The 24703-nt window shown below is 42.3% G+C and carries 22 protein-coding genes; 8 read left to right on the forward strand and 14 right to left on the reverse strand.

Annotation, left to right across the window (positions count from 1 at the left end):
- Window positions 1-30 precede the first annotated feature (30 nt).
- Window positions 31-1401: an alpha/beta hydrolase-fold protein gene (locus FTV30_RS08915; protein ID WP_257228921.1), complete on the reverse strand. Its 1371-nt coding sequence runs from the start codon at window positions 1399-1401 to the stop codon at window positions 31-33.
- Between the two features lie 182 nt (window positions 1402-1583).
- On the opposite strand from FTV30_RS08915, the gene FTV30_RS08920 reads away from it, so the two are divergent.
- Window positions 1584-2294: an SGNH/GDSL hydrolase family protein gene (locus FTV30_RS08920; protein WP_074382734.1), complete on the forward strand. Its 711-nt coding sequence runs from the start codon at window positions 1584-1586 to the stop codon at window positions 2292-2294.
- Window positions 2295-2326: 32 nt separating this feature from the next.
- Window positions 2327-2911: a uracil-DNA glycosylase family protein gene (locus FTV30_RS08925; protein WP_005170739.1), complete on the forward strand. Its 585-nt coding sequence runs from the start codon at window positions 2327-2329 to the stop codon at window positions 2909-2911.
- Between the two features lie 275 nt (window positions 2912-3186).
- Here FTV30_RS08925 and FTV30_RS08930 read toward each other — a convergent pair whose 3' ends face one another.
- The gene (locus FTV30_RS08930) at window positions 3187-3624 is read right to left on the reverse strand and encodes a hypothetical protein (protein WP_005170745.1); all 438 of its coding nucleotides are present in this window, start codon (window positions 3622-3624) and stop codon (window positions 3187-3189) included.
- A 168-nt stretch (window positions 3625-3792) separates the two neighbouring features.
- Window positions 3793-5349, reverse strand: coding sequence for a phospholipase D family protein (locus tag FTV30_RS08935; RefSeq protein WP_180001447.1), 1557 nt, complete (start codon window positions 5347-5349; stop codon window positions 3793-3795).
- A gap of 120 nt (window positions 5350-5469) precedes the next feature.
- On the opposite strand from FTV30_RS08935, the gene FTV30_RS08940 reads away from it, so the two are divergent.
- From FTV30_RS08940 to FTV30_RS08955, 4 genes are all read left to right on the forward strand, one after another.
- Window positions 5470-6582, forward strand: a complete 1113-nt coding sequence (locus FTV30_RS08940) for an S-(hydroxymethyl)glutathione dehydrogenase/class III alcohol dehydrogenase (RefSeq protein ID WP_159515735.1) — start codon at window positions 5470-5472, stop codon at window positions 6580-6582.
- Window positions 6583-6792: 210 nt separating this feature from the next.
- Complete coding sequence (locus FTV30_RS08945; RefSeq protein WP_005097004.1) at window positions 6793-7323, forward strand: hypothetical protein; 531 nt, start codon at window positions 6793-6795, stop codon at window positions 7321-7323.
- Window positions 7324-7837: 514 nt separating this feature from the next.
- A complete protein-coding gene (locus tag FTV30_RS08950; RefSeq protein ID WP_180001448.1) occupies window positions 7838-8887 on the forward strand; it encodes a 3-deoxy-7-phosphoheptulonate synthase in 1050 nt (349 codons plus the stop codon).
- A 251-nt stretch (window positions 8888-9138) separates the two neighbouring features.
- Window positions 9139-10335 (forward strand): PilT/PilU family type 4a pilus ATPase, encoded by a 1197-nt coding sequence (locus tag FTV30_RS08955; RefSeq protein WP_074382739.1) that lies wholly within the window; start codon window positions 9139-9141, stop codon window positions 10333-10335.
- Between the two features lie 55 nt (window positions 10336-10390).
- Here the strand turns inward: FTV30_RS08955 and FTV30_RS08960 are convergent, their stop codons facing one another.
- From FTV30_RS08960 to FTV30_RS08980, 5 genes are all read right to left on the reverse strand, one after another.
- Complete coding sequence (locus FTV30_RS08960; protein ID WP_100328583.1) at window positions 10391-11575, reverse strand: MFS transporter; 1185 nt, start codon at window positions 11573-11575, stop codon at window positions 10391-10393.
- A gap of 241 nt (window positions 11576-11816) precedes the next feature.
- Window positions 11817-12191, reverse strand: coding sequence for a glycine cleavage system protein GcvH (gene gcvH, locus FTV30_RS08965; protein WP_005097000.1), 375 nt, complete (start codon window positions 12189-12191; stop codon window positions 11817-11819).
- Between the two features lie 82 nt (window positions 12192-12273).
- Complete coding sequence (locus tag FTV30_RS08970) at window positions 12274-13302, reverse strand: AraC family transcriptional regulator (RefSeq protein WP_100354802.1); 1029 nt, start codon at window positions 13300-13302, stop codon at window positions 12274-12276.
- Window positions 13303-13453: 151 nt separating this feature from the next.
- Window positions 13454-13903: a MaoC/PaaZ C-terminal domain-containing protein gene (locus tag FTV30_RS08975; protein WP_005096996.1), complete on the reverse strand. Its 450-nt coding sequence runs from the start codon at window positions 13901-13903 to the stop codon at window positions 13454-13456.
- The gene (locus tag FTV30_RS08980) at window positions 13903-15756 is read right to left on the reverse strand and encodes an ABC transporter ATP-binding protein (protein ID WP_005096995.1); all 1854 of its coding nucleotides are present in this window, start codon (window positions 15754-15756) and stop codon (window positions 13903-13905) included. Before FTV30_RS08980 ends, FTV30_RS08975 begins: the two co-directional genes overlap by 1 nt.
- 223 nt (window positions 15757-15979) lie before the next feature.
- Here FTV30_RS08980 and FTV30_RS08985 point away from each other — a divergent pair, with 223 nt between their 5' ends.
- A complete protein-coding gene (locus FTV30_RS08985; RefSeq protein ID WP_373683712.1) occupies window positions 15980-16621 on the forward strand; it encodes a hypothetical protein in 642 nt (213 codons plus the stop codon).
- A gap of 131 nt (window positions 16622-16752) precedes the next feature.
- Here FTV30_RS08985 and FTV30_RS08990 read toward each other — a convergent pair whose 3' ends face one another.
- The 6 genes from FTV30_RS08990 to FTV30_RS09015 form a co-directional block, all read right to left on the reverse strand.
- Window positions 16753-17991: a mechanosensitive ion channel family protein gene (locus FTV30_RS08990; RefSeq protein WP_180001459.1), complete on the reverse strand. Its 1239-nt coding sequence runs from the start codon at window positions 17989-17991 to the stop codon at window positions 16753-16755.
- Between the two features lie 185 nt (window positions 17992-18176).
- Complete coding sequence (locus FTV30_RS08995; protein ID WP_180001449.1) at window positions 18177-18713, reverse strand: DUF2058 domain-containing protein; 537 nt, start codon at window positions 18711-18713, stop codon at window positions 18177-18179.
- Between the two features lie 15 nt (window positions 18714-18728).
- The gene (locus FTV30_RS09000) at window positions 18729-19403 is read right to left on the reverse strand and encodes a YoaK family protein (protein WP_180001450.1); all 675 of its coding nucleotides are present in this window, start codon (window positions 19401-19403) and stop codon (window positions 18729-18731) included.
- 42 nt (window positions 19404-19445) lie between these two features.
- Window positions 19446-20642, reverse strand: a complete 1197-nt coding sequence (gene sstT / locus FTV30_RS09005; protein ID WP_180001451.1) for a serine/threonine transporter SstT — start codon at window positions 20640-20642, stop codon at window positions 19446-19448.
- A 328-nt stretch (window positions 20643-20970) separates the two neighbouring features.
- Window positions 20971-22719, reverse strand: coding sequence for a SulP family inorganic anion transporter (locus FTV30_RS09010; protein ID WP_180001452.1), 1749 nt, complete (start codon window positions 22717-22719; stop codon window positions 20971-20973).
- Between the two features lie 221 nt (window positions 22720-22940).
- On the reverse strand, window positions 22941-23258 hold the full coding sequence (locus tag FTV30_RS09015) for a helix-turn-helix transcriptional regulator (protein ID WP_005170781.1): 318 nt from the start codon (window positions 23256-23258) through the stop codon (window positions 22941-22943).
- 281 nt (window positions 23259-23539) lie between these two features.
- On the opposite strand from FTV30_RS09015, the gene cysK reads away from it, so the two are divergent.
- A complete protein-coding gene (gene cysK, locus FTV30_RS09020; protein WP_005170784.1) occupies window positions 23540-24538 on the forward strand; it encodes a cysteine synthase A in 999 nt (332 codons plus the stop codon).
- The last annotated feature ends 165 nt before the right edge of the window (window positions 24539-24703 follow it).

Consider the following 24703-nt stretch of genomic DNA (forward strand, 5'->3'; position numbering starts at 1 on the left):
AAAAATCCTGCAAATGCAGGATTTTTTTATCTACTCTTTGGAATTTGCAAAGAAGTACAGCAAAGCATCTTGCAATATCACCTGCCAAATTGCATAGGAATGTGCGCCTTCATAAACCTGATATCTGACCTCATGCCCTTTGGATTTTAAAGCCTGTGCCACGATGGGTGACGTTTCCAGAATACTTAAGTCATTGTTGGTACGCGAAGATTCATAACGATTCGCTGAAATATGAAAATACTGTTGAGGCTGATTCTTTAAGTTATGAATCAATTGATTCATACCATTGATTTTTGAGTGTGGTTCAGGTGACCACCAGAACGAGCCGGATAAAGGCACAGCATGACTAATGTGCTGCGGATTTTCCAAGGCAAGATAAGCTGCACTCAGCCCTCCCAAACTGGAACCGAGAAGAACTGTTTTTTGCTTATCACGTACAATTTTCTGATCGAGCCAAGGCAAAAATTCCTGATTAAAAAAACCTGAAAATTTCGGGTTTGGTGTCAGCTCTTTAGGACGAAGTTCACTATTCGGTGCATGTAAAAAAACCGCTTGAATCGGTGGAAGTTTGCCTTGTTCCACCAGAATATCCAGCACTTTTGGCACATCAACCAAATGGGCATATTCATTTCCATCAAAGAAAATAGCCGTGATATAAGATTGTTGTGCAGTTTTTTTAGATTGATAGATTTCAACGCGACGTTGATTTTTTAAAAACTGGCTGGATAGCTGATAACGTTTTAGTTCAGGCTGCGGATGATCTGGATAGCGTTTAGGATCGATAAAGGGAGGGGCTTGATCCAGGGCGATAATATTTTCATTCCTCAGTTTAGAGGCAGTATTTTCTTTAAGCCAGCGTTTTGGATTCAATGGATCAAGTTGTAATACCTGCAATACAACACGGCGCTGCGCCCGGGGTTCTTTGAGTTCTGGGTTTAAATGTGCACAGTAATTCGATAGATAACCCTCCAGATTTGGTAAATCCACTGCAAAACTATAACTGCCGATATAGCGACGGTTCACAATATTTTCCTTAAACCAGATCTCGGTATCGGGCAGGCGAGTCAACCATTCATGATCATTACTCGGGCCACCGACCAGACGCACATTATGTTTGGCTGCTTTCCATAAAAAAATCAGTCGAACATGATCCTGATCAAGTGGCTCAATAATCGGTGTAGTTTGATTTTGCACTTTTTCCCAGAATTGTTGGATTAATCCCGCTCGGTTTTCAGGAGACTGCTTTAATTGCTGCTGTAAACTTTTTAACAGGTCGCTTTTGGGTTGAACTGCTTCACACGCTGCAGCATAGGGTGCTTGCTCTATTGAAGAAGGTGAATCTGCCAAACTATGTAATGATAGTGCGCTTAGTAAGAGTGTGCTTAAGTATAAGTAGTTCAAATCATCCCCAATTAATTTTAAAAAATAGTAATGATAATTATTATCAATTATAAATACAGATTTGTCTTTCAATTATTTTTATATATTTATTCAATTATTTACATGATGTTTTATCAAAAATCATAGCATGACAGGTTACAATAAAGTTCTAATTCATTGTTTTATATTTAAAGTATAGATTTATGTGGCTGAAAATATCGACTCTTGCATTAATTCCAGTATTGGTAATTCAGGGCAATCGCGTCAAAAAAAACACTGTGCAACTCCCAGAACCGGAGGGTGAACGTGAAGGAACGTGCGGTCAAGGCCAGCCGCTTTCTATACTGATTGTCGGCGATTCTGCGGCTGCCGGCGTTGGGGTAGAGCATCAGGATGATGCATTGCTGGGCGCCATTTTAAAAGATTTGCAGCATGACTTTAAAATTCAATGGAAATTGCATGCAAAAACAGGGGATAGCACAGCTAAAGTGATTTGTGCCATAGAACAACTGGAGACAGAACATTTTGATGTGGTCATTAGCTCGGTTGGTGTAAATGATGTAACCAAGCTCATGCCGGCTGATATCTGGATTCAAAAACAGAAAAAACTATATGCCATGATTCAACAAAAATTCAGTCCTGAATTGGTCATTGCAGCAGGTGTGCCACCCATGAATATGTTCCCGGCATTACCAAATCCTTTGGCCTGGTTATTTGGACAATATGCCAAAAAAATGAATCAGCAACTGGCGAAATTCGTAGCAAGCCAAGACACCATGCAATGGATTGAATATGATATTGAAAAATATCGTGCCATGAATTTAGAAATGGCTGCAGATGGTTTTCATCCGAGTAAGGAAGTTTATACACTTTGGGGACAAGAAGTGGCTAGCAAGATTCGGCAGACACTCTAAAATAGTTGAAAGTTCCCAATTTAAGGAATTCTATGTCTGATATTGAAACGCATCCATTACCGCCTTTTTTACCGCCAAATGCCAAATTACTGATGTTGGGTAGTTTTCCACCACCAGCAACTCGCTGGAAAATGAATTTTTATTATCCAAATTATCAAAACGATATGTGGCGGATTTTTGGTTTAATTTTCTTTCAAAATAAAGATTACTTTCTGGATATTGAGAATAAAAAATTTCAGGAATCATTGATCCGTGAATTTCTATTGGAGACTGGAATTGCGATTTTTGATAGTGCCTCTCAGATCAGACGGCTGACGGGTAATGCTTCAGATAAGTTTCTGGAAATTGTGGTACCGACCAATTTAAAGGATTTATTGCTACAGATCCCAGAATGTACCTACATTATGACCACCGGTGATAAAGCCACCGATACCATGATGCTGTCTATGCCTGAAGATGCAGAAAAGCCCAAAATTGGAGAGCCGACGCAAACCAACCTGGAAGGACGCGAACTGCATTTATATCGAATGCCATCTTCATCTCGAGCTTATCCTCTGGCTTTAGATAGAAAAGCTGAAGCTTATCGACAACTCTTTTTAGATGTTGGACTGGTCTAGCGGATGACAGGAGAAAATTAATGAAATCGAAGCTCACTCTGATTTTTTCTTAGTTAAACTTAGAATATGTAAGAATTTTTAAAACAAGAGGTTGTTCTGAATTTTGGTGATTATATTGCTATTTTCTCATTATTTTTATAATGAACAGGCTGACATGATTTAAGCAGAGTCTTATTGCTGGATGCTATACTCGGCATTCATTGGTTTAAGAACATTCACACATAAAAAAGGGTGAATGTGGTCACCCTATATTTATTTCAATGCTAAATCACTGCTCAATCCTGATATTCCACATAGTCCCACAGGTTTAAACGGGTTTTAATTTCCTGACGGATCTCTGGCAACATCGGCAATAACGTCCCATCAATCCATAAACTGAGCGCCTGTGCAGAGAGCAATTGCTGTTGTTCATCGACTAGTTGTGCGCCTTTTAAGATCACGCAGGTTTCTTCAAGCGCTTCAGTTTCGACACCTTTGAATAATACCTGTAAATCATGACCGCTATCGTGAATCAACCACTCTAACTCGAGCTGTATATTTTCACTGGATTTTAGAACAACTTGACCCTGAATAATATCGGATTCAGACAGACAATCATGTTCTACCCGAATTTTGGCCAAATACCATTCTTGCTGAGATAAATCATGGAGAGTTTTTACAGGCGTCAGAATATCACTGAATTTAAACTGACGGCTTAAATCAAAAAATTGCATGGGAGTAGAGGGCGAAAAAATCGCAAAATATTGGAAAAGTTGAATTTTAAAGCAAGGCTAATCGCCTGTAAAACCCTTTAAGCGATGATAGCACCAGATGACTTGACGCTACCATGCCCGGAAAATAGATTCTGTACGTTGTGTAATACCAAAGTCATTACAATGTCATTACATTAGCCATTCCCCGGGGAATTTTGTCACCAGATTCATCATAAAACGCTGAAATTTTGTGGTTTCAGGGTCATGTACATGCTGAATAGTACGGCCATCTTTTTGATGTTCTAACCAGATTATTTCATCTTTTTCATTTAGTTTGAGCTGATAGGCCACGCGCGGTAAAAATTGATTCATCGCATTAGAGATTTCCTTTTGAAAATCTTCCGATTTAACCACCAAACCGACTTCGGTGTTCAGATAAGCTGAACGCGGATCAAAATTAAATGAACCCACAAACACCATACCATCCAGATCAAAAAATTTGGCATGTAGACTCGAACTGTTTTTATTTTTGGCCGGGATGATGTCACCAGTCATAATTTCATACCAAGTCCGTTCTGGCCGGACTATATACGGTTTAAACTCCCAGAGTTCGATGCCATTTTTCAAGAGCTGCTGACGATATTGCTGATAATAAGCATGTACCACAGCTACATCATTGGCCTGAAAAGAATTGGTCAGGATTCTAATTTTGACACCCTGTTGTGCACGCATACTTAAATAATCTGTGCCTTTTTGTGTGGGAATAAAATACGAGGAGACCAGTTCCAGATGATTTTTCGGCTCGCCCATCAGTTCAAGCATATGGGTGTAAATATAATCGCCATTTTTTGCATGAGGACGTGCTTTTGCGGGTGTATCCGCGACAAAATAAGCCTGTGCCCAGTAAATGGGTTGTTTCTTTAAGTGCTCTGCAACTTGTTTTTCGGCAATACCTACTCGGCGTTTTAATTCAGTTTCATCCACTTCTTCGCGCGCAAAATCAGCTCTTAGCCTTTTTAACATTTCCGGATGACCTGAATCATTCAGAGTCTGCCGAACATCATAACTCAGTTTATCATTCCAGAAATTGATGAAGGTCTGATTGGCATTTTCGACGGGTTGACCTGCAAAGAAAATATCGACATCGGTAAACTGGAAATTTTCGCTGGCATCAAAGTATTCACTGCTGATATTGCGGCCACCAGTGACAGCTGCGGTACCGTCTGCAATGATCAGTTTATTGTGCATGCGATGATTGATCTGTTTCATTCGAAAGCCATAATCCAGCGCACGTAAATGACGGAATTTATAAGGATTAAAAATCCGCACTTCAAAGTTTGGGTGTTGGCTTAAGGCCAGCAGTTTATCATCAAGCTGGGTGCCATTTTGGTCATCAATCTGCACTCGCACCTTGACACCGCGATCTGCGGCTTTTAACAGCTGGGCCAGCATTATGTTGCCGATAAAATCATCCTTCCAGATGTAATATTGCAGATCCAGATGATATTGGGCTTTATTGATCAGGTGCAAACGTGCGGCCATACTCATAAAACCATCATAGAGTGGTAAAAAAGCAGTTTTTCCTTCATTCATCTGCTGTTTTGAAATTTGATTATCAATCCAGTGCGCAGGTCGAACCGGCGTGATTTCTGCTTGTTCAGCAGTATTTGCAGCCAGTTCGCAGCCAGAAAGAATTATGCTCAAAGTTAAAATGTTCAAACAAACAAAAGGTGAAGGGTTAGTCATTGATGTTCCATTGATTATAGGATTTTTTATTCCTTATCTTCTGATGTTAATAGTTGAATCTCCGAATAGAAAGAGGTTACTGTTAGTCATCTGTAAATCAGCAAAAAAGGATAGTTTTACATGAAATCACGTGCAGCGGTTGCGTTTGGTCCAGGTCAGCCCTTAAAGATCGTGGAAGTAGATGTTGCTCCACCCAAAGCAGGTGAAGTATTGGTAAAAATTAGCCATACCGGAGTGTGTCATACCGATGCATTCACGTTGTCTGGTGAAGATCCTGAAGGCGTATTTCCGGCGATTTTAGGCCATGAAGGCGCAGGTGTGGTGGTCGAAGTTGGTGAAGGTGTCACCAGTCTGAAACCGGGCGATCACGTAATTCCGCTTTATACTGCTGAATGTGGCGAATGCTTGTTCTGTCAATCTGGCAAAACCAACTTGTGTGTGGCTGTGCGTGCAACTCAAGGTAAGGGTGTCATGCCGGATGGAACCACACGTTTTTCTTATAATGGTGAGCCGATTTATCATTATATGGGCTGCTCAACCTTTTCTGAATATACCGTGGTTGCTGAAGTTTCCCTGGCAAAAATCAATCCTGAAGCCAATCATGAGCATGTCTGCCTGCTCGGCTGTGGCGTAACCACTGGTATTGGTGCGGTGCATAACACGGCTAAAGTCCAAGAAGGCGATAGTGTTGCAGTATTCGGTTTAGGCGGTATCGGTCTGGCTGTGGTACAAGGTGCACGTCAGGCCAAAGCAGGTCGTATTATTGTGGTAGATACCAATCCGGATAAATTTGAACTGGCAAAACAGTTTGGTGCCACAGATTTCTTAAATCCAAAAGAATTTGATCAGCCAATCCAGCAGGTAATTGTAGAAATGACGGGTTGGGGCGTAGACCATTCATTTGAATGTATCGGTAATGTTGATGTAATGCGTTCAGCGCTTGAATGTGCGCACCGTGGCTGGGGTCAGTCGGTGATTATTGGAGTCGCTGGAGCAGGTAAAGAAATTTCCACCCGTCCATTCCAGTTAGTCACAGGCCGTAAATGGATGGGGACTGCATTTGGTGGAGTGAAGGGTCGTTCACAATTACCAGGCATGGTAGAACAATCCATGAAAGGTGAAATTCAACTTGAACCTTTTGTGACGCATACCATGCCGCTTGAACAGATCAATGATGCTTTTGACCTGATGCATGAAGGCAAATCAATTCGTACCGTTATTCATTTTGAATAAGTGAGCGTTTGATTTTGAAAAGACTGGTTTAATACCGGTCTTTTTTATGCGCGTTTCACTTAATTCAGGATACATTAGTGCATGAAAGCGTCACAGAGAATCACTTAAACAACACAAGCCTGCTAATGTCATTACATTCGAGATGCTTATATTAAATAGAGCGTATCAAAATACGTGATTAAACCATTTTAAAAAATAAGGATAAGCGCTATGTCGAATGATAATTTTGATCGTGATGTAATAAAAAACTCTCCTAAAGATGTGCGTGATGATTTAAATGCCGATCCAATTACCGGTGAACCGGGCGCACACCCTGTTGGTACAGGTGTAGGCGCTGCAGGTGGCGCAGCAGCAGGTGTAGCCATTGGTGCAGCAGGTGGCCCTGTAGGTGCAGCTGTGGGTGGGGTTGTTGGTGCAGTGGTCGGCGGTCTGGCAGGTAAGGGTGTCGGCGAAGCGATGAACCCAACAGAAGAACAAGCTTATTGGCGTGATAATTCCATTAATACACCATACTATTCAGAGGCTCGTACCACCTATAGCGATCTGGATTATGACCGTGATTATGATACGGCGTATCGGGTCGGTTATGAAAACCGCGGCAGCTATGATGCCAATACCCGTTTTGAAGATGTTGAACCTGAGCTTAGAGTAAAATGGGAACAGATGAAGGGCCAATCGCGTTTAAACTGGGAACAGGCGAAATATGCGGTACGTGATGCCTGGAATCGCGTTACACACTAATTTTTAATCTGTGTATTGAATTTGATTGGCAAGACCTATATTAAATTTACAGGTTTTGCCAATTTTATCGATATTCAACACTATTCAGTAAATTGATAAATAAAAGTAGAAAAGTTAATAAATATTTTTTTATATTTAATGCTTGTCAAATGCGCAGAGACCGCGTATTTTAATTTTAGATTCACATTTTATGAAAGACATAACATGTTAAAGCAACCTATCATTTCAAACGCATATTTTTATTTCTGGCAGTTTAGATAATTGCCTGAATGCGTTTGGGCAATGAACAGGTTGCCCACCAGTTTATACCTGATCGGCAACCCTGATCAGGTTTTTTTATGCTTATCATTTTTACAAAACTTTGGAGACAGCCATGACAAACTTTAACTATTCATATTTTAACAACTTTTATTGGTCTTACTTTAGTCAGCTCATGACACTCTCGACCTCGTTAATTAGACCCATAACGCTCAAATAAAAGTTTGGACTGATTGCCAGACCCAGGATTAAAGTCATGAATACCTTAAATACATCACAACAACATCACGCTGAAACCATTTTAACTTTACCTCAGCAACTGAAACAGCAATTGCCCCTGTCTGCGCAATTGGCTCATCAAGTCGCTGAACAACGTCAAACCATTCAAAATATATTAGAAGGCAAGGACCATCGTTTAATGGTGGTTACAGGCCCGTGTTCCATTCATGACGAAGCCTCGGCTTTAGAATATGCAGAAAAATTAAAACAGCTACAAGCCCAGGTGTCTGATCAAATTTTTCTGGTCATGCGTGCTTATATCGAAAAACCACGCACGACCGTGGGCTGGAAAGGTTTTCTTTACGATCCGAACCTCGATGGTTCTTCCAATATGCAATTGGGCCTGGAAAAATCCCGTGCTTTATACCTTAAAATTATTGAAATGGGCTTGCCAATTGCATCTGAAATTTTGAGCCCGATGGCAACTGCTTATTTTGATGATCTACTGGCGTGGGGTGCCATTGGTGCACGCACCAGTGAATCGCAAATTCACCGTGAAATCTCAAGTCACATGCCCTACAGCATCGGTTTCAAAAATGGTACTGATGGTTCGATCCAGATTGCACTAGATGCCATTCAGTCTGCCTCTCATCCACATCAATTCCTGGGTATGAGTCAGTCCGGTTTGCCATGCATTTTACACTCGCAAGGTAATCCGAAAGCACATTTGATTTTACGTGGCTCGAATAGCGGACCAAATTACCAATTGTCAGAAATTGAGAAAATCCGGGCCAAACATCAGATCGACTTACCGGCATTGGTGATTGACTGTAGTCATGGCAATAGCTCGAAAAATCCGATGCTACAGCCTGAAGTACTGGAACAGATCGTAGTAGAACGCTTACAGACCAATGTTCGTGGCGTAATGCTAGAAAGTCATTTGGTAGATGGCAACCAGAAAATTTCTGAGCAAATGACTTATGGTCAGTCTGTAACTGATGGATGTCTGGGCTGGACAAAAACTGAACAGTTGTTGCTTAACATTGCTCAGCATTTATCGCTTCGCTGTCTAAAACGCAGTGCATAAACCTTTAAAAGCACTTTCTCTGACCAGGTTTGGTGAAAGTGCTTTTTATTTTAGAAGCTTAAAGTGCTTCCCAGTAAATTGACTTAACATGAAATACATCACACAAATAAGATGATAAATTTTATAAAATAAATAAAATCTGTTTGTGTCCTCTTATAAATCCCTACACAATTAAAAGACAATATATCCATTTGAATATATAACCTTTTTTTCAATAATTTAATGTCATGGCAGGTTGTTTGGGGATCTTGATGTTTGCAACAGAGCTCTTAGAAGAAGCACGAAAATTCATGCACCACATGCTGACCAAAGTGGTCGAATATGGTGGTTCAGATTTATTTATTACCGCCGACTTTCCACCGAGTATTAAACATCAGGGTTTAATGAAGCCTTTTGGACAGCAAGAACTGACGGCTGAAAAAACCAAGCTGTTTGCCTATAGCCTGATGAATGAAAAGCAGCGCAAGGAATTTGAAACGGAACTGGAGTGCAACTTTGCTATCACTGTGCCGGGTGTTTCGCGTTTTCGGGTCAACGTGTTCCAGCAACAACTCAATGTTGGCATGGTGATTCGTACTATTACCGCAGAAATTCCAAATTTCCAGAAGCTCAAACTTCCTGATTCACTTAAACATGTGATTATGGAGAAACGTGGTCTGGTGCTGGTGGTCGGGGGAACCGGCTCAGGAAAGTCAACCTCGCTCGCTGCGATGATTGACTACCGCAATGAAAATTCAGCCGGGCATATTATTACCGTGGAAGATCCGGTGGAGTATGTACATAAACATAAAAAATCCATGATTACGCATCGTGAAGTCGGCGTGGACTGTCATTCCTGGCACAATGCGCTGAAAAATACCTTGCGTCAGGCACCCGATGTGATTCTGATCGGGGAAATTCGTGATACTGAAACCATGGAACATGCGATTGCTTTTGCCGAAACCGGGCATCTTTGTCTGGGAACTTTGCACTCCAACAATGCCAATCAGACTTTAGACCGGATTATTAACTTCTTCCCGGAAGAGCGCCGCAATCAGTTATTGATGGATTTATCCTCGAATATGAAGGCGATTATTTCCCAGCGTCTGATTCGGACGCAGGATGGTAAAGGCCGTCGTGCAGCGATTGAAATCATGTTAAATACGCCATTGATTTCCGACCTGATTTTGAAAGGTGAGTTTCATGAGCTGAAAGCGATTATGGCAAAATCCCGTGAATTGGGGATGCAAACCTTTGACCAGGCCTTATTTGAATTGTATAACCAGGGCGAAATTTCTTATGAGGAAGCGTTACGCAATGCCGACTCCACCAATGAATTACGCTTACAGATCAAGCTAAAAAGTAATCGTCAGGATAATGCAGCAGTCGGAGAAAGTACGCAGTTTTCTATGCTACAAAAACCAAAACCTGAAGAAAAATCAGCAGAAAATCAAGCTGTAGCTGAATAAAGACTGTCTTGGGAAACAATCAAAACAGGTAGATTTGAATTCTGCCTGTTTTGGGTTAGCTATTTTTGACTGCTTTAGCCTGAACCACCAGATGAAAATATCCCATACTACTTAGGGTCAAGACAGCACAAATCACAAAAGCAGTTTGATAACTATAAGCGGCAATGATAGCACCGATCAGGACTGAGCCAATGGCAATACCCAGATCATAGCAGGTATAAAAAGTCGAAGTTGCGTAGCCAATCCGGTGTTTTGGTGCACGTTGAATGGCTAAGGTTTGAATGCACGGTTGCACACTACCAAAACCGACTCCGACCAGAACCGCAGCCAGCATAAATCCCCATAAAGTCTGAATCTGGCTCAGTAAAAACAGACCCAGACTAAAAGCCAGCAGTGCCGGATAAATCACGTATTGTGGACCTTTGCGGTCATAAATTTTTCCAGTGATCGGACGCAGGCTCATCATGGAAATTGCAAATATCACAAAGAATAAACCGGCATAGGCCATTAAATCCTTACTGGCTGCAAATGGCGCGATAAAAGACATGATGCTGGCATAAGAAAAGGAAATCAGCATGGCAAGTCCTGCCACAGGCAGTGCTTTCTTTTCGACAAAATCAGTCAGCCCTAGTGATGTTTTCTTGTCGGTGTTGTCGATCATTTTTTCAGGCTCTTTGACCGGAATCAGTAAACAGAAGATAAAGCCGATAAAAACCAAAGCGATCAACAAGGTGCTGACCTGAAAATAAGACCAGTATTCAATTAAACTCAGACCAATTAAAGGCCCCAGGACAATTCCCAGATTGACAGACATGACAAAATAACCCATGCCTTCGCCTTTACGCTGTTCTGGAATAAACTGGTTGACCACCGGCACACAGGCTGTGGTCAGAATACTAAACCAGATGCCATGCAAGAAACGGATGATAAACAGAATCGTGAGCTGATCAGCGAGCAGGTAAGCTAAGGAAAAAAGACTGAAAAATATTTCTGAGACAATTAAAGTTTTGCGTATGCCAAATTTTTCGATAATTAAGCCACTAAAAGGACGTACTGCAATGGCAGAGACCATAAATAAGGTCATGGCCAGACCAGCTTGGGTCAGATTACCACCTAATTCTTTTAAGATATAAATCGGCAAAATTGTGGTTTGCGCAAAATAGAAAATAAATAAAAACAGGTTGTTGGCCAGACACAGTACAAATGACTTGGTCCATAACGGCGCTACAATGGCATTCATGATTATCCTAAAATGATGGGTGATGAGACGCTGGTCTTAGAATGGGGGAATTATTGTTATAAATAAGTGTGGCATATTCAGGAGTGCAGCGCGCCCTGTTCAGTACTTTAGGAAATATACGTGAAAAATACAATAATATTTTAATATGAATATATGTAATTGAAGCCGATTGGGAAAGCGGAACAATATCTATGGCATAAAAAAATCAGCCCGCAGGCTGATTTTCTAAATATAAGCGGGTTTATAGGCCAGCTTCATATGCTGTATTGGAAAGCAAGTGTTCAACATCTGACATATTGTCTGGTTTGATTTTATAGATCCAGCCTTTGCCATAGGGATCGTCATTAATAAAATCAGGATCATCTTCAAGATCAGGATTGATTTCAACGACAATACCAGAAACAGGTGCATGAATATCAGACGCAGTTTTGACCGATTCAACTACACCGGCTTGCTGACCCGCAGTGATGTGTGAATCAAGATCTGGTGCTTCTACATAGACCAAATCACCTAATGCATCCTGTGCATGGTCGGAAATACCGGTCACAACAAGATCACCCTCAATGCGTACCCATTCATGCGTACTTGCGTACTTTAATTCTGAAGGATGATTCATTGATAACTCCTTAAAAATCTTTAGATCATTTTTGACATGTTTTATACATTCTTTTTGGCCAAAACAAAAGGCTTATGACCCTTTATAAATAAGGATCTTTGCGCCAGTTGCTCGGGCTGCGACCACTCCAGCGTTTAAATGCCCGGCTAAAATTGGCGACATCACTATAACCAAGTTCATCAGCAATCTGTTCCAAGCTAAAGTCGGTCCGGGACAATAACGACGTCGCATGCCGGTAGCGTACTTCATCGACCAGCGTAGAAAAAGAGGTACCTTCAGCCGCCAGCTGACGTTTTAGGGTGCGGTCGGACATATGCAGACGATCTGCCACACTTTCAATACTCAGATAATGCTGCTCGGAATGGGTCAGAATATCACGGACCCGCATCGCAATCCGGTGTCGCTCGCCCAAGGCCGAGAGTTCAGTTTCACACTGGTTAATTGCAATCTGGCTGGCAATCGGATCGGCATGCACCAGCTTGTTCATCAGGTAGCTCTTATCAAAACTCAAGATCAAATGCGGCTGTTCAAAGCGAAACTGATGATGTGGAAATTTGGCCATAAAGCGTTCAAAGCCTTCCGGTTTTTTGAAATCAAAATCGATTTCTCCAGCGGCATAATCAATTCCGGTAATGGCCTTGGCCATACTGATCATGCCAAAAATCAGTGCAATCGAGATTTCGGTGCGTAAGGGTTCCAGCTGAATATCGGTTTGCAACTGGACTGTAGCCTTGGCACCAAAGGTCGAAAAGAATAGCTGTAAAAAGGGCATACGCAGCTGGATGAAACGGTTGGCCAGTACTAATGCATCGGTAATATCCTTGGCCGTCATGATGGCATAGCCAATAAAACCATGAATAGAAATCCGCATCTGGGTACCCAGATGATAACCAAGTGTCGGTTCACCGCTCAGCTTGAGGGCATGTTTGACCAGTTCATTGGCCACAGGTGTCGGGATGCGAAAATCAGGATCCGCCAGCTGCTCCGTACTCAGGCCAAAGGGCTTGAACAACGATTCGTCATTATATCCCCAGCGGGAAATGACATCGAGCAGCAAAAGAGCGTATACACCTGGAATTCCATGATCTTGGCGTGGAGCAATTGTTTTCATGCGCGATCCGTTGCACTCACTTAAATTTTTTTATTTATGGTCTGATATTGGCATGAAACTGCCATTTTTTTCATTAAAATTGTTGGACAAAGTTTTGGCTATTGCCACAATCATTGTGGCAGATTAGCCTGAATTTCGCCTAAAAATCAATTTAAACCGGAGAAAATCCTCGTTTAAATACCACAATTTTAGTGGTTGAACTAAAAATCATTTTATGATGCTGGTCAAATGCCTGCGTCTGGTAGCTAACGATCCCACGGTCAGTTTTGCTTCTGGAGGGCTGAATATCCATGATTTCGACTTCGACGTGAATCTCATCCCCGGGGCGGGTCGGACAAGGCCAACGCAGATGCGACTCTGAACCAATGAGCCCATAAGCCACAGGAAAACATTCAGTCCACAAGCGCATAACCACTGCCGCAGTATGCCAACCACTGGCGGCAATTCCCTGAAATACCGGATGGGCTGCAGCTTGCTGTTCATCAGTATGAAAGACTTGTGGGTCATAAGCCCGGGCAAAATTTTGAATTTCTTCCAGTCCCATATGATATTTACGGCTGCTAAAGCGGTCAGCGATGTTCAAATCTTCCAAATACAGCATTATTCACGATCCTTCGTTGCTTTGATCTGTTGTTGTATCAGTAATCCGCCCGTTTGACGCTGCCAAAGCTGGGCGTAGATTCCATTTAATGCTACCAGTTCATCATGGGTACCTTGCTCGGCAATTTTGCCTTGATCCATTACAATCAGGCGATCCATCTGGGCAATTGTCGATAAACGATGCGCAATGGCAATTACGGTTTTGCCTTGCATCAGATCATCGAGGCTGTTTTGAATGGCCGCTTCGACTTCAGAATCCAGCGCACTGGTGGCTTCATCCAGAATCAGAATGGGTGCATCTTTTAGAAATACCCGTGCGATTGCAACACGTTGACGTTGACCACCAGAAAGTTTTACACCACGCTCACCGACATAAGCCTCATAGCCTCTTTTGCCGCGTAAGTCGGTCAGATGAGGAATAAACTCTTCTGCTTTGGCTTTACGTACCGCTTCATACATCTCTTGATCGGTTGCATCAGGACGACCATATTTGATGTTCTCTGCAACGGTACGATGCAGCAGCGAAGTGTCTTGAGTCACTAAAGCAATGTTCTTACGCAAACTGTCCTGCGTCACATCTTCAATGTTCTGCCCATCGATTAAAATACGACCTTGGTCAAGATGATAAAAATGCAGCAATAACTGAATCAGGGTCGATTTACCTGCGCCTGAACGTCCCACAATCCCGATTTTTTCACCCGGGCGAATGGTCAGGTTAAACTGGTCAATGACATTTTTATCATTATAGGCAAAGCTGACATTGTCGAATTTAATTTCACCATGCTGAAGCTGTAGCTCTTTGGCATTGGGTTTATCTTCAATGGCAATCTTGCGGCCTAAAGTTTTCATACCATCCTGAATGGTCCCGACATTTTCAAACAGGGCAGAGGTCTGCCACATCATAAACTCGGCAATACTGTTCAGTTTGAGTATCATGGCCGTGGTGGCTGCAATAATGCCCAATTCGGCCTGTCCTTCCATCCATAGCCAGATGGCCGTACCCAACACACCGCCATAGAGAATAATGCTCAGAAATAAAATACTGATTTCATACTGAGCCCCCAGACGCATCTGTTTGTAAACCGTGACCATAAATTCCTGCATGGAGGTTTTAGCATACTGGCTTTCTCGACCAGCATGGGCAAACAGCTTGACAGTCTGGATATTGGTATAGGCATCGGTGACACGGCCGGTCATGACGGCACGCGCATCGGCCTGTGACTTGGAAATCTTGCTTAAACGCGGAATAAAGTACCAGGCCGCACAGATAAATAGCAGTAGCCACACCATCAAAGGGATAACTAAATAGGGAGAAATATTGCCTAAAACGATATTGATGGTGACGAAATAAATCAGCACATAGGCCAGCATATCTCCCAAAATGACCCAGAATTCCCGGATGGCCAGCGCCGTTTGCATGACTTTGGCAGATAAACGTCCGGCAAAATCATTATGGAAAAAATCCAGACTTTGTTTCATCAGTAAATTATGAAAGCGCCAGCGTAACCGCATCGGAAAGTTGCTATACAAAATCTGGTGCTTGATCAGGGATTGGGCACTGGCAAAGAAAATATTGGCCAGCAGGATAATGCTCAGCAAGGTTAGGTTGCTGGCATGTTGTTCCAGAAAAGTATCTGGCTGGCTTTTGCTGAGCCAATTTACCAGATCGCCAATTTTTGAGTAGAGTAAGGCTTCAAAGCTGGCAGCACCGGCCGTACACAGCACCAGAATCAGCAAATAACGGCGCACACCGTAGGCTGCCTGCCAGACAAATGGAAAAAACTTGGTCGGTAAAGGTTGATTCAGGTTTTTGGTGGGATAGGGATCAACCAGTCTTTCAAGCCATCGAAACATTATCGTACTCTTATCATGCATTTTGCTTTGTAGTGATTATAAAGGATTGAATTTTTTTAAGCCTAGGATTAGATGAAATAGCCACAAAATTATTATCCAAATCAGACTTTACTTTTCATGCCAGATACGTAATTCTAAATCCATAATTATATTAAAGTTTAAACCATTTTTCCTCATAAAAAGAATCAAAAACGAGAGAGCTTAAAGATGAGTATTTTGGGTAGTGGCCAGCCGTAAACGAGGCTCAGGAAAAACCACGATTGCGATGTATATCAATGAGTTATTACGTGGGCAAGGCGCGACCTTGCTCATTGATGCCAATCTGGAACCGTATGGTTATGAATGGGCAAATCTGAAAAATAAACAATTTTCTTTCGAGCATCTGGATATCTTAAAACAAGATGGTCGTAGTCTGGATCATCGTCTGGAACTACTGAAACAGCAGTTCGCCTATATTATTGTTGATATTGACGGGCAGGATACATCTGCCTTGCGTTCAGTCCTGAAACATGCAGATAAGCTGATTATTCCCAGTTCCATCAATCCAGAAGATATTCAACTTGAAACCGAACTGGTGCAATTGGCGATTGGGATCGCACAATATAATACTCAATTAAAAATTTATACGGTATTGAATAAGATTCCTGAACAGCAGCAACTTGCAGAAATGAAACAGACACAGCACCTGCTCAAGCATATGCCCGGTGCACAGTTTCTGAACACGGTGATTTATGAGCATCAAAGCTATCATCATTTATTATTAAACGGCGAAAGGATCTGTGAAGAGCAGTTCGACTCAGAACATGATTTTTATAAAATGCTACAAGAACTGATGCAGCTGCAAGCGTCTGCAATCTCAGCCTGAGCATCTCAATACCCAATCTAATATTTGTTTAAGTTGTCGATTTTTATATTTTTATTTAATCAGACCAATCAAAAGCCTGAAACTGTAGCCAGTTTCAGGCTTTTATTTTATTTGAAGATTGTCGCAGCTTTTCAGGAAACGCTAAAAGATTCCTTGAGGTCGAAACCTGAAGGTGCCTGATACACTTTTAGGCCAAATTCAGGAATAATCGCCAACAGGTGATCCAGAATATCCGACTGGATATTTTCATACTCGACCCAGACCGTGGTATTGGTAAATGCATAAATTTCCAGAGGCAAACCTTCACTGGTCGGTTGTAACTGACGAACCATCAGCGAGTGATTTTTACTAATTCCCGGATGCTGTTGCAGATAAAACTCCACATAGGCACGGAAAGTCCCCAGATTGGTCAGACGGCGCTGGTTATATTGCGAATGATGGCTGAGCTGTAAGTTAAATTGCTGCAGTTCTTCAGTTTTGGTATTTAGATATTGATCCAGCAGAATAAATTTTTTCAGCTTGTTCTGTTCCTCAGCTGACATGAAATGCACGCTGCTCTGATCGACATGAATGGAACGTTTAATCCGGCGCGCACCGGCTTCCTGCATGCCACGCCAGTTTTTAAAGGTATCCGTCACCAGTTTATTGGTCGGAATGGTGGTGACTGTTTTATCAAAGTTCTGCACGGTAATGGTGTGTAATGACATATCAATGACATCGCCGTCCGCATTTAAAGATGGCATTTCAATCCAGTCACCAATACGCACCATGTCATAAGAGGAAATCTGTACCGAAGCCACCAGCGATAGGATGGTATTTTGGAACACCAGCATCAGTACCGCAGCCATGGCACCAAAACCGGCCAGCAAGGTAAAGACATCTTTCTTGAGGAAAGTCCCCAGAATCATCAAACCACAAACGATGAAGATGATCAGCTTGACCAGTTGCAAATAGCCTTTAATCGGCTTGTTACGCGATTTCGGATTGCGCTGATAAATCAGGTTAAAAATATTCAGCAATTCGCCAATCGCCAGGGCAATGGTCAGGAAGATAAAGGCCTGCGCACCCATCTGGATAAAGGTCTCGACCTTGTCAGATAAATGCGGAACGGTGGTAATTCCGTTCATAATCACAATTGCCGGTACAATATTGGCGATACGGCGAATGACGCTATGCTCGGCAACAATTTCATTATGGGCAAAAGGCATTTTGGAAATCAGTTTGCGAATTCCACGAACAACGACTTGTTTGGCAAATAGATTTGCAATAATTGCCAGTAAAATCACGATGCTCAATGAAGAGAACATTTCTAGCCAGGGATACTGATCAGCCCACACTTGTATATTCCGAATAAAATTAAACTGTTCCAAACGATCTTTCTCATCAATCAAAAAATTAGATCAAGTTTATAGTTTTGCATCGGGTTTTTTAATATCGGATAACTTTTTAAAACATATCTATTTGTGCAAATCCCTCAATAAAACACAGAACAATAAAAAACCGGCTTCTTCGCCGGTTTTTTGATCTTCGATATTTCAGCAATGAAGCGTGATGCTTACCACATCAAATCATCAGGAATGACATAGGCTGCATACGGATCTTCCTCATCTGTGGTTTCTTCATTTTTCTCTGAATTATTCACAATGATAAAGCCTTGCATTTTCGCATTGATACGATCTGCCAGGGCTTTAGGCAGGAAGGCATAGCTGTCATTTTCACGTGCAATGACCAGACTGCCTGCGACCAGCGCATTATAGATTTGCTGATTTAAATAGACTTTCTTGATTTTACTGTCATCAATAAACTGATACACCGCATCGCCATCGGTATCACGGATTTTATGCTGATTGATCATTTGCATGATTGCAGCTTTCAGTTCTTTTTCCTGCAACTGGGCTTTTTTCTCTTGCTCAATTGCCTGATCTTTGGCGAGCTTTTCCTGTTTGTCCTGCTCAATCTTTGCCTTGATTTCAGCTTCGCTGCTGTCACCGGTACGTTTTTCATGCACAGCCTGTTTAGACAGTTTTTTGGCTTTTTTATTATCGACCAATCCTGCCTTTAACAATTGTGCCTGCAATGCATTTTTAACCATGAGAATGTCCAGATATTAGTCGTGTTGATGTCGATAACGTAAATAAATCACCCAATACGTGAGACTGAGAACCAGACTCAGCACTGCCGGGATCAGGAATGCATTTAATTTTAAATAAGGATAAAGCCAGCTGGCAAGAATGCCACCGCTTAAAAAACCGAGCAAAATAAGTAAATGTAAAACGACTCGGCGTGGTTCTACCTCCAAACCGCGCAACCGGTAGCCCATCGCTAAGCCAAGGTCGGTCAGTACACCAGATAAATGCGTGGTGCGAATAATGGCACCTTTATAATGGCTGACCATGGCATTTTGCAGACCCATCGCGACACAGGCCCATAACAGGGCATAGCGCGGGAAATAGGGCAATAATAACCAGCAGATCAGAATAAAAAAAGCCACCAGGCTTAAAGGGTAACCATAAAGTCGTCCCAAGCGAAAGTGACTATTTCCTAGAATCAGCCCGCTATACAGAGAACCAATGACATAGCAGAGTGTGACCAGAAGCAGATATAGCATCATGTCTGGCTGCCAGTTTAGCAGGGCCATGGCCAGCATACTGACATTACCGGTCATATGTGAAACAGACTGGTGAAGTACCGTCACCAGACCCAGGACGTTAATCATGCCGGCATTGACCGCAAGAAAAAACGCCCCTAATTGTACCCAGGTAGGTAAACGCTGTAATGGCATAACAAAATCATTGGCTAAACATATTGATTAATCAATATAAAATCAATTTGATGCGCGGTCTACTGCTGTAGTAAATAAAACATCGGTCGATGAATTTAGCGCGGTTTCAGTAGAATCCTGCAATACGCTGATGACCATACCAATCGCAACGACTTGCATGGCAATATCCGAAGAAATCCCAAACAGGCCACATGCAACTGGAATCAGTAACAATGAACCGCCTGCAACCCCTGAAGCGCCACATGCCGAAACGGTTGCCACCACAGAAAGAATGAGCATAGTGCTGAAATCGACGCTAATCCCCAAAGTATTTACAGCCGCCAATGACAATACAGTAATGGTCACAGAAGCACCTGCCATGTTGATCGTAGCACCCAGAGGAATTGCGATACTTGAAGTCGATTCTTTAACACCCAGACGTTTTGCCAGATCCAGATTGACTGGAATGTTGGCTGCTGAACTACGGGTAAAGAAAGCGGTAATGCCACTTTCGCGCAAACAGGTGAACACCAGTGGATACGGGTTGTTACGCGTCATTAAGGCAACCAGAAGCGGATTAATCACCAGTGCCACAAAAACCATCGTTCCGAGCAACACAGCAAGTAAATGTGCATAACTGGTCAGTGTATCCAGACCAGATTCAGCAAAAGTCACCGCAACCAGACCAAAAATACCCACAGGTGCAAAGCTGATCACTAAACGAATCACATAGTTCACTGCAAAGGCTGCATCATTCAAAAGCGTCTTGGTGCTATCCGATGCATGACGGAAAGCAATGCCCAATGCTACTGACCAGGCCAGAATGCCAATAAAGTTTGCTTCAGCAATTGCAACAACCGGGTTGGCGACAAAGCTCAGCAGCAAATTCTTCAGAATTTCCACCAGACTACCCGGTGGCTGCAAGTCAGCTTGTGCAGCAATATCCAGGAACAGCGTACTTGGAAATAAGATACTTGAAACCACAGCGCTCAGCGCAGCAAGGAACATACCAACCGCATACATCAGCATAATCGGCTTGATTGCGGCGTTGGATTGGCCCACTTTAAAATTCGCGATAGAAGCTAACACTAAAATGAAAACCAGAATCGGTGCAACAGACTTCAAGGCTTTAATAAACAGGTCGCCCAATAGGCTTAATGAGGGAGTAGCTTCGGGAAATACCACAGCCACACCCACACCTAAAATAATGGCGATGATGATTCGAGAGACTAAGCTCATGCGCATAAGGGCAGAAAACATAATGTTGCCTTGTGAAAATTACGAGGGCTAAATTTGGGAAAAAGTTGCGCTATTTTATACTTAATTTAAACAAGGCTTAAAATATATTTTCATATAAAAACCAAGATATTGATATTATTGATTTATTCTAAAATTAATTGATTTAAAACAGCGCTTATATTGAAGAAAAACTTCTTAAAATGATGAATAAATCAGCACATTTAAAATTGTATTCATGAAATAAATATCAAAGTTAAATAGATAAATTCAAATTATATTTGAAAATTCAGAAAAGACTGCACTTATGACCGGTCGAAATTTCCGGCCATAAGTTCAAGTATCTGCTGTTCTAAATCGTATAATCTTTATGCTGCTCAAAGGTCTCTGGCGCCAAGTCCTGAATCGCCTGAAAATGCGTCAGATAAATGCGCCCGCTCAGATGCGTCATCAATTTAGAAGCTTGCAGCTTGTCCATGACCGGACCTTTAACTTCGGCAAAATGCAGGCGAATATCCAGTTTGGCCAGTTCCGCATTTAAATCTTCCAGCATTTCCAGGGCACTCAGATCAATCGCACTGATGCTGGAACAGTTGATAATCACATGTTGCAGCTTGTCATTCAGGCTGATCTCATTGATTAGATAACCTTTGAAGCTATTGGCATTCAGAAACGTCAGATTCTCATCAATCCGCAGTGACAGCACCCGATCGGAGGTACTGACTTGATGACGCTGAATATTACGAAAATGCTGTGTACCTTCGACCAGTCCGAGCACTGCAATATGCGGACGACTGATTCGCCATAACATCAGGATAAACGTCGATATGATCCCAATAATCAGGCCAGTGGAAATATCAATCAGCACCACACCCAGAAAGGTAATCCACATGGCAATACCATCGGCTTTAGAATAACGCCAGGCATCAAAGAAAGGCCGAAAATCGACCAGTTTCCAGATGGAAACAATAATCGTGGCGGCCAGAATGGTCAGGGGCAGATCTTCAAAAAATCCGGTAAAGAACAGGCTGACGAAAATAATCAGAATGGAGGACAAAACTCCTGCCATGGGGGATTTGGCACCGGCATCGGCATTGACCACGGTACGCGACAGACTGCCAGTAACCGGAAAGGCTGAACTGACGCCTGCACTGATATTGGCAATCCCCAAGGCAATCAATTCCTGATTACTGTTTAAATGACTGCGTTGTTGCAAGGCTGTGGCTTGAGCAATTGACAGTGATTCCACAAAGCTGATCATGGCGATCATGCTGGCACCCGGTAACAGGGTCATGACCAGTTCCCAGTTCCAGTGCGGAAAAGACAAGGGCGGAAAACCGGACGGGATTGCACCCACTGTTTTAATGCCTTGGCCCTTTAAATTCAGAAATACAATCGCTGCAATCCCGAGACATACCAGAATGAGAGGCACAGCCCGTACCAGAAAATCTGTAGAGCCGATCCGGCTTTGTACTGTCTGAGATTTTAGCAACTTGGGCAGATAGATCAGTAAAGCCATCGACAACAGGCCAAATAACAGGCTTGGTAAATGCAGGAGCGGCAGATACTCCAGAAGACTTGTTGTAAATTCTGGAATGTTATTGGCTTTTAAGGGCAGGTCGACCAAGAACTTCAATTGTCCAAAAGCAATTAATAATGCCGAGGCAATAATAAAGCTCTGAATGACTGGATGACTAATCAGCTGAATTAAGAAACCGAAACGGAATAATCCCAAGAGCAGGGAAATAATACCGACCATGAGTGCTAATAAGGTCGCAGCTTCGATATAGACCGGTGAGCCGACTTCAAACAGTGGATTGAGCGTGGCAAAAGTCATCATTGAAATGATCGCCACCGGGCCAATCGATAAAGTCGAACTGCCACCGAGCAACGCATAAATGATCATTGGCAGGATGCTGGCATATAAGCCCATGATCGGCGGTAAACCGGCCAGCATGGCATAAGCCATCCCCTGAGGAACCAGCATCGCCACGACAATCAGTGCGGCCAGCACATCGGATTTAAATTTGACCGGCGTATAGTCGCTTAACCATGCCCAGGCAGGCAGTCTATGCAGAAGTTTAGACTTGGAATTTGGCATAAAAAGGTCTAAATCACAAATATAGATATATTATGCACAAATTCTGCTAAGAAATCTTAAGGGGTCGAATTTGTGATGATTTATGTTTTTAAAATAAATCAGCTAGGTCTGGCCTCCATTTTCTTGAAGCAGCTATAGCGATTTTCTACAAAGTCGTTATTTCTGCCAGATCAATGGGGTAGAGAAGTGTGTTTTGGCGTTAAATAGTGTTTAAAAATAAACTATTTAATTTGATTCGCACAATACAGCTGATAAAGCGTAGTCAATACCACAATCAAATTTTGATCTTTAATTGAATAATAGATCTGTTTACCATCCCGACGGGTATTCACTACATCACTTTTGCGCAGCATCATCAGTTGCTGGGAAAGCGTCGGTTGTTTAATGTCGGTAATATCTTCAATTTGTGAAACATTCAGTTCCGCTTGAGAGAGATGGCATAAAATAAGGAGACGGTCAGTATTGGCCAGAGATTTTAAAATGCCGACGACCTGTTCTGCTGAATCGCGCATAGTCGTGATTTCAAAATCGGTTTTCATCTCATATGTCCATTATAAAATTACAGCCCGCACATTATAAGGGGCTCGATGATTAATACATTGATATAATATTTAAATATTATCGGGTTTTAATCAGGTTAAACATTAGTTAAAGTTATATTTTAAACGTTGATAAATAATATAAAATCATCGAATTATTTAAAAAATATTTTGGTTTAAATTACTGCGATCAAGTGCAAATTCCATCAAACATCTACAAACGAAAAAAATGCTTGTATGATGTTTAAATGACTTGAACCAATAACATCAGGGATATCATCATGAGTACAGATTCAGCTTTTCCAACACCAAATAATTTAGGGATAGCGGTTTATAGTAATAATGCAGACGCAATTGGAAATACACCGCTAGTTCGTATTAATCGTGTAATTTCAGCTCCGGTAACTGTACTTGCTAAAATTGAAAGCCGTAATCCGGCCTTTTCAGTCAAATGTCGTATTGGTGCAGCATTAATTAACGATGCAGAAAAATCTGGAAAACTCAAACCCGGTATGCACATCGTTGAACCCACCAGTGGCAATACCGGCATTGCATTGGCCTTTGTGGCAGCCGCTAAAGGTTATGAACTGACGCTCACCATGCCTTCAAGCATGAGTATTGAACGCCGTAAAGTAGTCAAAGCTTTAGGAGCCAATCTGGTCTTGACCGATCCGGCCAAAGGCATGAAAGGGGCGATTGAAGCAGCCGAGAGTCTGTTGAATGAGAACCCGGAGCAGTATTTCCTGCCACAACAGTTTGAAAACCCAGCCAATCCTAAAATTCATGAAGAAACCACCGGCCCAGAAATCTGGGAAGCTACGGCGGGTAACGTCGATATTCTGGTCGCAGGTGTCGGAACAGGCGGAACCATTACCGGTATTTCGCGTTACTTTGAGAAAGTTAAAAATAAGCCTCTATATTCGGTGGCGGTGGAACCTGCTGAATCTGCAATTATTGGTCAGGCCAAACGCGGCGAAACGCTGACACCGGGACCACACAAAATTCAAGGTATCGGAGCCAACTTTATTCCGGGCAACCTGGATTTAGATCTGGTCGATGAAGTGATTGCCATTAATAGCGCAGAGGCAATCGAGTGGGCACGCAAAACTGCAGCTCAGGAAGGTATTTTGGTCGGCATTTCAAGTGGTGCGGCCATGGCGGCAGCGGCACAACTGGCTGCACGCCCTGAAAATGCCGGTAAAAATATTGTGGTGATTTTGCCAGATGGCGGTGAACGCTACCTGTCTTCGGTTCTGTTTGAAGATATTTCTGCCGAATAAAATTGATGCATTCAATATTTTAAACACTGCTATAAAAGCCCGAAGTCATCTTCGGGCTTTTATTTGGTTCTTGGATGAGCATCCAATCGCAATACCGCTTTATCTTTCCTAAAATATTTAAATGAAAGACTTGACCTTGCCATGCTGGGAATGTTTAAGCTATAG

This window comes from Acinetobacter sp. YH12255 (assembly GCF_013417355.1).
GTDB lineage: Bacteria > Pseudomonadota > Gammaproteobacteria > Pseudomonadales > Moraxellaceae > Acinetobacter > Acinetobacter pseudolwoffii.

What these genes read in the sequence shown, in the direction of transcription:
- sstT (WP_180001451.1), bottom strand. Translation starts at nt 20,642, where the DNA reads ATGTTTTCTGCCCTTATGCGCATGAGCTTAGTCTCTCGAATCATCATC.
- cysK (WP_005170784.1), top strand. Translation starts at nt 23,540, where the DNA reads ATGAGTACAGATTCAGCTTTTCCAACACCAAATAATTTAGGGATAGCG.
- FTV30_RS09015 (WP_005170781.1), bottom strand. Translation starts at nt 23,258, where the DNA reads ATGAAAACCGATTTTGAAATCACGACTATGCGCGATTCAGCAGAACAG.
- FTV30_RS08975 (WP_005096996.1), bottom strand. Translation starts at nt 13,903, where the DNA reads ATGCTGTATTTGGAAGATTTGAACATCGCTGACCGCTTTAGCAGCCGT.
- FTV30_RS08995 (WP_180001449.1), bottom strand. Translation starts at nt 18,713, where the DNA reads ATGGTTAAAAATGCATTGCAGGCACAATTGTTAAAGGCAGGATTGGTC.
- FTV30_RS08950 (WP_180001448.1), top strand. Translation starts at nt 7,838, where the DNA reads ATGAATACCTTAAATACATCACAACAACATCACGCTGAAACCATTTTA.
- FTV30_RS08955 (WP_074382739.1), top strand. Translation starts at nt 9,139, where the DNA reads ATGTTTGCAACAGAGCTCTTAGAAGAAGCACGAAAATTCATGCACCAC.
- FTV30_RS08980 (WP_005096995.1), bottom strand. Translation starts at nt 15,756, where the DNA reads ATGTTTCGATGGCTTGAAAGACTGGTTGATCCCTATCCCACCAAAAAC.
- FTV30_RS08920 (WP_074382734.1), top strand. Translation starts at nt 1,584, where the DNA reads ATGTGGCTGAAAATATCGACTCTTGCATTAATTCCAGTATTGGTAATT.
- FTV30_RS08930 (WP_005170745.1), bottom strand. Translation starts at nt 3,624, where the DNA reads ATGCAATTTTTTGATTTAAGCCGTCAGTTTAAATTCAGTGATATTCTG.
- FTV30_RS08945 (WP_005097004.1), top strand. Translation starts at nt 6,793, where the DNA reads ATGTCGAATGATAATTTTGATCGTGATGTAATAAAAAACTCTCCTAAA.
- FTV30_RS08925 (WP_005170739.1), top strand. Translation starts at nt 2,327, where the DNA reads ATGTCTGATATTGAAACGCATCCATTACCGCCTTTTTTACCGCCAAAT.
- FTV30_RS08940 (WP_159515735.1), top strand. Translation starts at nt 5,470, where the DNA reads ATGAAATCACGTGCAGCGGTTGCGTTTGGTCCAGGTCAGCCCTTAAAG.
- FTV30_RS08970 (WP_100354802.1), bottom strand. Translation starts at nt 13,302, where the DNA reads ATGAAAACAATTGCTCCACGCCAAGATCATGGAATTCCAGGTGTATAC.
- FTV30_RS08935 (WP_180001447.1), bottom strand. Translation starts at nt 5,349, where the DNA reads ATGACTAACCCTTCACCTTTTGTTTGTTTGAACATTTTAACTTTGAGC.
- gcvH (WP_005097000.1), bottom strand. Translation starts at nt 12,191, where the DNA reads ATGAATCATCCTTCAGAATTAAAGTACGCAAGTACGCATGAATGGGTA.
- FTV30_RS09000 (WP_180001450.1), bottom strand. Translation starts at nt 19,403, where the DNA reads ATGCCATTACAGCGTTTACCTACCTGGGTACAATTAGGGGCGTTTTTT.
- FTV30_RS08960 (WP_100328583.1), bottom strand. Translation starts at nt 11,575, where the DNA reads ATGAATGCCATTGTAGCGCCGTTATGGACCAAGTCATTTGTACTGTGT.
- FTV30_RS09010 (WP_180001452.1), bottom strand. Translation starts at nt 22,719, where the DNA reads ATGCCAAATTCCAAGTCTAAACTTCTGCATAGACTGCCTGCCTGGGCA.